General features: G+C 66.5%; 10 protein-coding genes and 1 pseudogene. 3 read left to right on the top strand and 8 right to left on the bottom strand.

Annotation, left to right across the window (positions count from 1 at the left end; translation table 11 throughout):
* From VDQ18_RS10390 to def (VDQ18_RS10370), 5 genes and pseudogenes are all read right to left on the bottom strand, one after another.
* Positions 1–128 (bottom strand): annotated as a pseudogene (locus VDQ18_RS10390) (methionyl-tRNA formyltransferase); the annotation flags it as partial.
* Positions 129–152: 24 nt separating this feature from the next.
* On the bottom strand, positions 153–644 hold the full coding sequence (def, locus tag VDQ18_RS10385; RefSeq protein WP_323020870.1) for a peptide deformylase: 492 nt from the start codon (positions 642–644) through the stop codon (positions 153–155).
* Positions 641–1150, bottom strand: a complete 510-nt coding sequence (def, locus tag VDQ18_RS10380) for a peptide deformylase (protein WP_323020869.1) — start codon at positions 1148–1150, stop codon at positions 641–643. Before def (VDQ18_RS10380) ends, def (VDQ18_RS10385) begins: the two co-directional genes overlap by 4 nt.
* 9 nt (positions 1151–1159) lie before the next feature.
* Positions 1160–2404 (bottom strand): NAD(P)/FAD-dependent oxidoreductase, encoded by a 1245-nt coding sequence (locus VDQ18_RS10375; RefSeq protein WP_323020868.1) that lies wholly within the window; start codon positions 2402–2404, stop codon positions 1160–1162.
* 4 nt (positions 2405–2408) lie between these two features.
* The gene (gene def, locus VDQ18_RS10370) at positions 2409–2930 is read right to left on the bottom strand and encodes a peptide deformylase (RefSeq protein WP_323020867.1); all 522 of its coding nucleotides are present in this window, start codon (positions 2928–2930) and stop codon (positions 2409–2411) included.
* A gap of 116 nt (positions 2931–3046) precedes the next feature.
* Between def (VDQ18_RS10370) and VDQ18_RS10365 the strand changes: the two genes are divergently transcribed.
* Positions 3047–4219: a MalY/PatB family protein gene (locus tag VDQ18_RS10365; RefSeq protein ID WP_323020866.1), complete on the top strand. Its 1173-nt coding sequence runs from the start codon at positions 3047–3049 to the stop codon at positions 4217–4219.
* A 65-nt stretch (positions 4220–4284) separates the two neighbouring features.
* On the opposite strand, the gene VDQ18_RS10360 is transcribed toward VDQ18_RS10365, so the two are convergent.
* Positions 4285–4638 carry a hypothetical protein gene (locus VDQ18_RS10360; protein WP_323020865.1) on the bottom strand — a complete coding sequence of 118 codons (354 nt, stop codon included), beginning with the start codon at positions 4636–4638 and terminating at the stop codon, positions 4285–4287.
* Positions 4639–4824: 186 nt separating this feature from the next.
* On the opposite strand from VDQ18_RS10360, the gene VDQ18_RS10355 reads away from it, so the two are divergent.
* Together VDQ18_RS10355 and VDQ18_RS10350 are read left to right on the top strand one after the other, a co-directional pair.
* The gene (locus VDQ18_RS10355; RefSeq protein WP_323020864.1) at positions 4825–5811 is read left to right on the top strand and encodes a glutathione S-transferase family protein; all 987 of its coding nucleotides are present in this window, start codon (positions 4825–4827) and stop codon (positions 5809–5811) included.
* Between the two features lie 273 nt (positions 5812–6084).
* Positions 6085–6360 carry a DUF6455 family protein gene (locus tag VDQ18_RS10350; protein ID WP_323020871.1) on the top strand — a complete coding sequence of 92 codons (276 nt, stop codon included), beginning with the start codon at positions 6085–6087 and terminating at the stop codon, positions 6358–6360.
* Here VDQ18_RS10350 and gyrB read toward each other — a convergent pair.
* Complete coding sequence (gyrB, locus tag VDQ18_RS10345; RefSeq protein ID WP_323020863.1) at positions 6357–8795, bottom strand: DNA topoisomerase (ATP-hydrolyzing) subunit B; 2439 nt, start codon at positions 8793–8795, stop codon at positions 6357–6359. The two genes, VDQ18_RS10350 and gyrB, sit on opposite strands and share 4 nt — an antisense overlap.
* A 99-nt stretch (positions 8796–8894) precedes the next feature.
* Positions 8895–9266, bottom strand: a complete 372-nt coding sequence (locus tag VDQ18_RS10340) for a hypothetical protein (protein ID WP_323020862.1) — start codon at positions 9264–9266, stop codon at positions 8895–8897.
* Positions 9267–9323 lie beyond the last annotated feature (57 nt).

The raw sequence follows: 9323 nt of genomic DNA, 5'->3' as shown, positions 1-9323 counted from the left end.
CGTTCCTGCTTGCCGCGACCGGCGGGACGGGGCGGCTGGCAATAGACGCAGACCACCTCATGCGCCTGATGCAGCGCCTCCAGCACCGGCACGGAAAACTCCGGCGTGCCCATGAAAATGACCTTCATCGTCGCCTCCCGTAGGATGGGCTGTCAGCCCATCTTCCTTGCCTTGCGCAGCAGCATGTCGCGCTTCACCTTGCCCAGCCGGTCGAAATACATCCGGCCGTTCAGGTGGTCGATCTGATGCTGCGCGCTCGTCGCCCAGAGGCCGACGAAGTCCTTCTCCTCGACCTCCCCCGCCTCGTTCAGGAACCGCACCGTCACCGCCCGCGGCCGCTCGATCAGGGCCGAGACCCCGGGCAGGTTGGGCGAGGCTTCCTCGTGCGGGCGCAGCTGCACCGAGGCGTGCAGCACCTCGGGATTGGCCATCCGCACCGCCTGACCGCGCCCCTCGGACGCATCGACCACCGCCAGCCGCAGCATCACCCCGATCTGCGGCGCGGCGAGGCCCACGCCCGGCATCGCCTCCATCGTGTCGATCATGTCGGTCCAGATCGCGCGGATCTCGTCGGTGATCGCTTCCACCGGCGGGGCCGGGGTGCGCAGGCGGGCGTCGGGCCAGGGCAGGCAACGGCGGATCATGCGGGGGCTCCCATCGCGGCAAGGGCGGGCGAGGCTTGGGTGCGGCTTTCTTCATCCATCAGGTCGATGCAGAGGCGGCCGTTCAGGTGGTCGAGTTCGTGCTGGGCAGCGACGGCCTCAAACCCGGTCAGGCGCTCGGTCCGCTCCTGCCCGTCGAGGTCGCTGTAGCGCAGCACGATCCAGTCGGGGCGCGAGACCAGCGCCGGGATGCCGGGGATCGAGAGACAGCCTTCGGTATTCTCGGCCAGCGTTTCCGAGGCCTCCAGAATGACCGGATTGATGCAGACCCGGGGGCTGGGCTCGCCCTCTTTCCAGGTCACGTCCATGACGAACAGCCTGAGCGGCACCGCCACCTGCGGCCCGGCAAGGCCCCGGCCGGGCGCGGCATACATGGTTTCCAGCATGTCGGCGGCCAGTTGACGGAGGGTCGCGTCAATCGCCGTCACCGGCGTGCAGGGCCGGCGCAGCATCGGGTCGGGGAACAGGACAATGGGCAGGATGGACATGGCGCCCGGTTACCACCCGTCGCTGCCCTCGTCCATCGCCCAGGCGGGCGGGACGGGCTGGCCATCGCGATAGGGCTCACCGCCCAGCGGCGGCACGATCAGGCCCGAGGCAATCGAGGCCATCACCCGCGGCATCGGCGGCACCCGGCCCAGGGGCGCGACGATCCGGTCGCGAAACCAGGCCACGGCGCGGCTGTCGGACTGGTATTGCGGCGTGAGGAACCGGCTGGCGGTCTGGAACACCGCGACATGGCCGCGGCGGATCTTGGCATAGAGGGCGGGGGCGTCCCCGGGCCCGGCCTGATCCAGCGCCCTTGCCAGCGCCAGCGCGTCCAGCAGCGCCATGTTCGCCCCCTGCCCCAGCTGCGGGCTGGCGCGGTGGAAGGCGTCGCCCAGATGCACGATGCCGTCGCCATAGGGGCGGTAGAGCGTGCCATGGGCGTAGCGGGCGAAGACCATCTGCGCCGGGTCCTCGATCTGGGCGAGGAAGGGCGAGAGCTGCGGCCAGATCGACAGGATCTCGGTCTTCCAGGGGATCAGTCCCTGGCGCTGCCAATCCTCGTATTCGGCGCCCTTCAAGGACCAGAAGAAGGCGGCGAGGGGTTGGGGGTCGTCCGGCATCCGGCCGATGGGCAACACGCCGACCATCCGGTGCGCGGCGACATAGCGCTGGGTGAGGCGGTCGTCGGGCAGATCGGTTTCCGGCCAGCGCAGCGTGGTCCAGAGGGCACCATAGGGCAGAACCCGGGATTTCAGCGGGGTCAGCGGCGAATGCGCGCCCAGTGCATCGACGATCAGGTCGAAGGGGCCAAGGCGGCGGCCATCGGCGAGGGTAAGGAACTGGCCCTCGCGCCCCGTCACCTCGGCCGAGGGCAGGACCGTGACGCCCAGCGAGACGAGCCGTTGGTGCAGGACGTGAAACAGGCTGGCGCGGTGCATGCCGAGGCCCATCAGCCCCGCCCCCGCCCGGTCATACCGCACGTTCAGTGTGCCCGCGCCGGTCCGGGCCTCGACCCCGTGCAGAACCCGCACCGGAGCGCCCAGCGCGCGGGCCGCGGCGCCGCAACCCAGCCAGGACAGCACCCGCTGGCCCACCGGCTGCAACACCAGCCCCGATCCCACCGGGCGCGGCGCCTCGAACCTGTCGCAGATGGAGACCCGATGGCCCGCCAGCGTCAGGGCGATTCCGGCGGCCAGCCCGCCCATGCCCGCGCCGGCGATGCCGATCCTGAGCCCGCCGGATTCCGGGCCCATCGCCTCAGCCCCGCGCGCGTTCGCGTTTGAACTTTTCCATCCGGCGGGTGATCAGCTGGCGCTTGATCGGGCCGAGGTAATCAATGAACAGCTTGCCGTTCAGATGGTCGAATTCGTGCTGGGCACAGGTCGCCCAGAGATCGTCGAATTCTTCCTCGTGCCGCCGGTTGTCGAGGCCGGTCCAGGCCATCCGCACCCGGGCCGGGCGCGTCACCTCGGCGAATTGCTCGGGGATCGACAGGCAGCCTTCCTCATAGGTGCTGCGATCCTCCGAGGTCCAGGTGACCTCGGGGTTGATCAGCACCATCGGCTTGGCGGCCTCGTCCTGACCCTTGACGCAATCCATGACAAAGAGGCGTTGCATCACGCCGACCTGCGGCGCGGCCAGGCCGATGCCCGGCGCGTCATACATGGTTTGCAGCATGTCCTCGGCCAGCTTGCCCAATTCGGGCGTCACCCCCTCGACAGGGGCGCAGACCTTCTTCAGGCGCGGATCGGGATGCAGAAGGATGTGTTTCAGCGTCATGCGCCTGATGTAGGCGATCCCGTTGCGCCGCGCAACGGGACGGCGGGGCCGGGCAGTTTCACTCTTGCGCCCGTCGCCCCAGCGGGCATTCTGCTGCACAGGTTCAGGAGATTGGCATGAATTTCGACGAGATCATCGACCGCCGCGGCACCCATTCGGCCAAATGGGACATGATGGAATCCCTCTATGGGGTTTCGCCCGACGAGGGGATTTCGATGTGGGTGGCGGATATGGACTTCCGCCCGCCCGCCTGCGTGACCGCCGAATTGCAGGCGATGGTCGATCACGGGGTGTTCGGATATTTCGGCGATGATGCGGCCTACAAGGCCTCGATCGACTGGTGGATGCGCACGCGCCACGGCTGGACGGTCGATCCCGACTGGATCTTCACCACCCACGGGCTGGTCAACGGCACGGCGCTGTGCGTGCATACCTGGACCAAGCCCGGTGAGGGCGTGGTGCTGTTCACCCCGGTCTACCACGCCTTCGCGCGGATCATCAAAGCCGCGGGGCGGACGGTCACCGAATGCCCGCTGGCGCTGGTCGATGGCCGCTACGAGATGGATTTCGAGGATGCGGCGTCGCGCCTGACCGGGAACGAGAAGCTGGTCGTCATCTCGTCGCCCCACAACCCCGGTGGCCGCTGCTGGACCGAGGCCGAGCTGCGCGCGCTGGGCGAATTCTGCAAGGCGCATGACCTGATCCTCGTCTCGGACGAGATCCATTGCGACCTGCTGTTCCCCGGCCAGACGCATGTCCCCGCCATCAAGGCCCTGCCCGACATGCTGGACCGGCTGGTGATGATGACCGCGCCGACCAAGACCTTCAACATCGCCGGCGCGCACAACGGCAATGTCATCATCCCCGATGCGACGCTGCGCGCTGCCTTCGGTGCGACGGTGCTGGGCCTCGGCATCTCGCCCAGCTCCTTCGGCCTGAACATGGAGACCGCCGCCTATTCGCCCGAGGGCGCCGAATGGGTCGATGCACTGATGGTCTATCTGGACGGCAACCGCCGGATCTTCGATGCGGGCGTGAACGCGATTCCGGGCGTGCGGTCGATGGATCTGGAATCGACCTATCTGGCATGGGTCGATTTCTCGGGCACCGGGATGGAAACCGACGAGGTTATCCGCCGCATCCAGCAGGACGCCAAGCTGGCGGTCAACCATGGGGCGACGTTCGGCCTGGGCGGCGACAGCTACATGCGCTTCAACCTCGCCACGCCGCGGGTGCGGATCGAGGAGGCGGTAAAACGCCTGCAGAAGGCCTTTGCCGATCTGCAATAGGCGGCAGGACATGACAAAGGGGGCCGCGAGGCCCCTTCTTCTTTCGGATATTCCCGAAAGAGCCCTCAGATCGGGCTGGCCAGGAAGCCGCCATGCTCGGGCCGGTCGTCGGCGTAATCGCGGACCGGCGCGGAATGGACCACGGTCTCGCGCTTGAATTCATAGCTGCGCTCACCGTCCTGATCCTCGACCCCGATGACCAGCGCCTGAAGGATATGGCGCGGCCCGTTGTAGATGTCGACGAAACCGCGCAGCACCGGCACGCGGCCGGATTCCACTACAAAGCCGGTCTCGGACAGGCGCAGGATCGGATAGGCGGCGTCGCCCATGTGCACGCTCAGCCGCGAGCTTTTGCGCTGGGCGCGCGTCTGGGCGGCCTGCAGGCCACGGCGGATGTCTTCCGGCAGAAATTCGAACATGGGCGCCTCCCGATTCCCGTGGCATCATGGTTCACGGCGATCATGACGAAAACAAGTTAGCCATTTGTCGCGACCGCGTTTTTTTCCCCAGCCTGCGCAAACGCACAACGCCTGCGCGGGGTTCCCGGGGCGGCTTTTCTTGACCCCAAGGCCCCAGGCCTCAGGTTAAGGGCAAAGGAGTTTCTCATGGGACGATTGATCGACGGCACCTGGCACGACCAATGGTATGATACCAAATCCACCGGCGGCGCCTTCAAGCGCAGCGAGGCGAGCTGGCGCAACTGGGTGACGGCGGACGGCTCGGCGGGGCCCTCGGGCGAGGGCGGCTTCAAGGCCGAGAGCGGGCGCTACCACCTCTATGTCTCCTATGCCTGCCCCTGGGCGCATCGCACGCTGATCTTCCGTGTTCTCAAGGGCTTGGAGGAGCATATCGACGTCTCGGCCGTGCATCCCGACATGCTGGAACAGGGGTGGGAATTCCGCACCGACTTTCCCGGCGCGACCGGCGACCGGCTGCATGGCGCCCGGGCGATGCACGAGGTCTATACCCGCGCCGATCCCAAGATGACCGGCCGCGTGACGGTGCCCGTCCTGTGGGACAAGGAGCGCGAGACGATCGTGTCGAACGAATCGTCCGAGATCATCCGCATGTTCAATTCGGCTTTTGACGAAATAACCGGGAACGATCTGGACCTGTGGCCGAAAGACCTGCGCGCGGCGCTGGAGCCGGTCAATGCGCGGATCTATGACACGGTGAACAATGGCGTCTACAAGGCCGGGTTCGCCACCACGCAAGCGGCCTATGACGAGGCGGTCGTCCCCCTCTTCGACTCGCTCGACTGGCTGGAGGACCGGCTCACCACCTCGCGCTATCTGATGGGCGCGCGGATGACCGAGGGCGACTGGCGGCTGTTCACCACGCTCCTGCGGTTCGACGCGGTCTATCACGGCCACTTCAAGTGCAACCGGCGCAAGCTGATCGAATACCCGAACCTCTGGGCCTATACCCGCGACCTTTATCAGGTGCCGGGCGTCGCCGGGACGGTCTTCATGGACCACATCACGCGGCACTACCACTACAGCCACGACACCATCAATCCGCACCGGATCGTTCCCATCGGGCCCCGGCCGGACTTTGGCCAGCCGCATGGCCGCGCGGCGCTGAGCGCCTGAGGACAACCCGGTACTCCCTTTTCAGGACCCGGATGCCGTCATCGGATCGGCATCCGGCCGCCGATGCATGAACTTTCCGTGGCTGACGCCGGGAATCCCGGGACTGGCGCCTTGACGACGCCACAATCAAACACAACTAATAGGCGAGTAACCATTTCGCACATGAATCACCCTATAGGCGAGTAACCTGGGAATGTGCGTGTAACGGGTGTGTTTTTGCCAGTGCCAGACTGTTGACCGAGGCAAGCAGAACCGTAGAGACCGCCGTTGTCCATGCATTTCATCAACCGCCCCGCCGCTGCTGTCTGGACGATTGCCCCCAAGATGGGCATCGACCTGAGCACCGCGATCAAGACCGAGGCGCTGACCCCTCAGGGCCTGTCGGATATGCTGAGCAATTGCGCGCTGTGCTGGCACAGCCGGAAATGCTCGCGCTGGGAGCGTGAGCTGTCCGGCAAGGATGCTGCCACCGAGGCGCCGTCCTTCTGCGCCAGCCGCGAGAGGCTGAATGCCCTCGCCGCCGGCGCCAAGGCTGACCTGACGCCTTAAGCGTCCAGGTTTTCCACGTTCAGCGCGTTGCGCTGGATGAACTCGCGGCGGGGTTCCACCACGTCGCCCATCAGCTTGGAGAAGATGTCATCCGCCTCGGCGACATCTTCGATGCGCACCTGCAGCAGCGTGCGCGCCTCGGGGTCCAGCGTGGTTTCCCACAGCTGTTCGGGGTTCATCTCGCCCAGACCCTTGTAGCGCTGCAGCGACAGCCCGCGCTCGCCCTCTTCCAGCATCGCCCGAAGCAGATCCATCGGCCCGTGGATGGTCTGGAACCGCTCACGCCGCACCAGTTTCGACGGATCGGTGTAGACATCGCGCCGCTGCTGCGAGACCTGCGCCAGGCGCCGCGCCTCACCGGACCGCAGGACGGCGCCGTCCAGCGTGCGGATCTCCTCGACCCCGCGCAGGATGCGCGACAGCTTGATCCCGTGGTCCTGGGTGATGCGGCCGGTCCAGCCGCGCTCGTATTCCTTGGCCACCATGTCCAGCCGCTGGGCGACGGTATTGGCCACCAGCTGCAGGTCGGCATCGGCCTTGCCCGGATCGAAGGCCCCGGCGATGGCGGCCTGTTCCAGGATGTTGCGCGGGTAATGCGTCGGGAAGGCATCGAGCACGCGCTTGAAGCTGCGCGACGCCTCCACCACGCGGTGAAGGTCGGCCCCGGCGATCTCTTCGCCATTGCTGAGCTTCAGCACGGCGCCCTCAATCCCCTGCTGGATCAGGTAATCCTCCAGCGCGGGCTGGTCCTTGAGATAGACCTCGGACTTGCCGCGCGCCACTTTGAACAGCGGCGGCTGGGCGATGTAGAGGTAGCCGCCCTCGATCAGCGCCGGCATCTGCCGGAAGAAGAAGGTCAGCAGCAGCGTACGGATATGGGCGCCGTCGACGTCGGCGTCGGTCATGATGACGATCTTGTGGTAGCGCAGCTTCGAGATGTCGAATTCGTCGCGGCCGATGCCGGTGCCCATGGCGGTGATCAGCGTGCCGATCTCCTGGCTGGACAGCATCCGGTCGAAGCGCGCGCGTTCCACGTTCAGGATTTTGCCGCGCAAGGGCAGCACGGCCTGATTGTGGCGCGAGCGTCCCTGCTTGGCCGAACCGCCGGCCGAGTCACCCTCGACCAGGAAGAGTTCGGATTTCGCCGGATCGCGTTCCTGGCAATCGGCCAGTTTCCCGGGCAGCGAGGCCACATCCAGCGCCGTCTTGCGCCGCGTCAGGTCACGCGCCTTGCGGGCGGCCTCACGGGCCAGCGCCGCCTCGACGATCTTGCCGACGATCTGGCGGGCCGGGCCGGGGTTCTCCTCGAACCATTCGCTGAGCTTTTCGTTGACCAGGTTCTCGACCGCCGGGCGCACCTCGGAGCTGACCAGCTTGTCCTTGGTCTGCGAGCTGAACTTGGGGTCGGGCACCTTGACCGAGAGCACGCAGGTCAGCCCCTCGCGCGCGTCATCGCCAGTGAAGGCGATTTTCTCTTTCTTGGCGATCCCGCTTTCCTGGGCGTATTTGGTGATCGTCCGGGTCAGCGCACCCCGGAAGCCCGCCATATGGGTGCCGCCGTCGCGCTGGGGGATGTTGTTGGTGAAGGGCAGCACGTTCTCGTGGTAGCTGTCGTTCCACCACATCGCCACTTCGACGCCGATCCCGTCCTTCTCGCCGGAAATGAAGATCGGCTCCGGCATGACCGGGTTCTTCGACCGGTCGAGGTAGCGCACGAATTCCCGCACGCCGCCCTCATAAAGGAATTCGGTCTTCAGGGGCTCGGCAGGGCGCTCGTCCTCGATGATGATATGGACGCCCGAGTTCAGAAACGCGAGTTCGCGCAGCCGGTTCTCCAGCGTCTTGAAGACGTACTCGAGGTTCGAGAAGGTGCCGTCCGGGCGGTTGGTCTTGGACGAGGCCATGAAGCGCACTTCGGTGCCCTTCTGGCCGGGTTCGGCCGGGCCTTCCTCGCGCAGGTGGATCTTGGTGTCGCCGTTTTCGAACCGGGCGTACCATTCCTTGCCGCCGCGCCAGATGCGCAGTTCCAGCCAGTCGGACAGCGCGTTCACCACCGAGACGCCGACCCCATGCAGACCGCCCGAGACCTTGTAGCTGTTCTGGTCGAACTTACCCCCGGCGTGCAGCTGGGTCATGATGACCTCGGCCGCCGAGACGCCCTCTTCCTGGTGGATGTCGGTCGGAATCCCGCGCCCGTTATCGCGCACCGAGACGCTGCTGTCGGCGTGAATCTTGACGGAAACCGAGGTGGCGTGACCGGCCAGCGCCTCGTCGATGCCGTTGTCCACCACCTCGTACACCATGTGGTGCAGGCCCGAGCCGTCGTCGGTGTCCCCGATATACATGCCCGGGCGCTTGCGCACCGCGTCCAAGCCCTTGAGGACCTTGATGGAATCCGCGCCGTATTCCTCGCGCGGGGCGGGTTGAGCCGTCATGCCGTCCGTCCGTGATTGTTCCCCTGTGCTGATAGCGGATTCCCCGGGGGATGTCACGCTCCGGCCACAATATTTGGGGTTTTAGCGGGGGGTGTCCGCCTAGCGCCTGTCCAGCGCCGCAGTGGCGATGACCGCGCCGGCCGGATCGGTCCAGGTGACGCGCAGCCCGCCCTTGGCGTCGGTGTTCAGCCGGATGCCCGATTGGTCGATGCACAGGTCAAAGCCCGCGGCCAGATGTTCGACCCCGGTGACCTGATCGGCGCGGTGCTCGGTGAACTCCCACCAGGCGGCGCAGCCGATGTCGGGGAAGTCGACCACGGCGCCGTCGGCGTGCAGATGCAGGCGGATGTCCCAGACCTCGCCCCCGACCTGCTGCCCCTCCCCCGACCAATCGCCAGACAGGCTGGCGGCAAGGCTCTGGCCCCAGGCGGGCGCGGCGGCAAGGGACAGGATCAGGGCAAGGATACGCATGGGAACCTCCGGCGGAACGGGGTCACCCTCGGCCCGGAAGGGGCGCTGCGTCAAGGG

Origin of the sequence: Pararhodobacter sp. (assembly GCF_034676075.1) — a bacterium.
In the GTDB taxonomy this organism is placed as follows: Bacteria; Pseudomonadota; Alphaproteobacteria; order Rhodobacterales; family Rhodobacteraceae; genus Pararhodobacter.
Note: the sequence above shows the minus strand (reverse complement) of the source record. Positions and strands in the feature narration are given on the sequence as shown.

Coding starts and splice junctions, on each gene's coding strand:
- def (WP_323020869.1), bottom strand. CDS start 1,150: ATGTCCATCCTGCCCATTGTCCTGTTCCCCGACCCGATGCTGCGCCGG.
- def (WP_323020870.1), bottom strand. CDS start 644: ATGATCCGCCGTTGCCTGCCCTGGCCCGACGCCCGCCTGCGCACCCCG.
- VDQ18_RS10350 (WP_323020871.1), top strand. CDS start 6,085: ATGCATTTCATCAACCGCCCCGCCGCTGCTGTCTGGACGATTGCCCCC.
- VDQ18_RS10340 (WP_323020862.1), bottom strand. CDS start 9,266: ATGCGTATCCTTGCCCTGATCCTGTCCCTTGCCGCCGCGCCCGCCTGG.
- VDQ18_RS10365 (WP_323020866.1), top strand. CDS start 3,047: ATGAATTTCGACGAGATCATCGACCGCCGCGGCACCCATTCGGCCAAA.
- gyrB (WP_323020863.1), bottom strand. CDS start 8,795: ATGACGGCTCAACCCGCCCCGCGCGAGGAATACGGCGCGGATTCCATC.
- VDQ18_RS10355 (WP_323020864.1), top strand. CDS start 4,825: ATGGGACGATTGATCGACGGCACCTGGCACGACCAATGGTATGATACC.
- def (WP_323020867.1), bottom strand. CDS start 2,930: ATGACGCTGAAACACATCCTTCTGCATCCCGATCCGCGCCTGAAGAAG.
- VDQ18_RS10360 (WP_323020865.1), bottom strand. CDS start 4,638: ATGTTCGAATTTCTGCCGGAAGACATCCGCCGTGGCCTGCAGGCCGCC.
- VDQ18_RS10375 (WP_323020868.1), bottom strand. CDS start 2,404: ATGGGCCCGGAATCCGGCGGGCTCAGGATCGGCATCGCCGGCGCGGGC.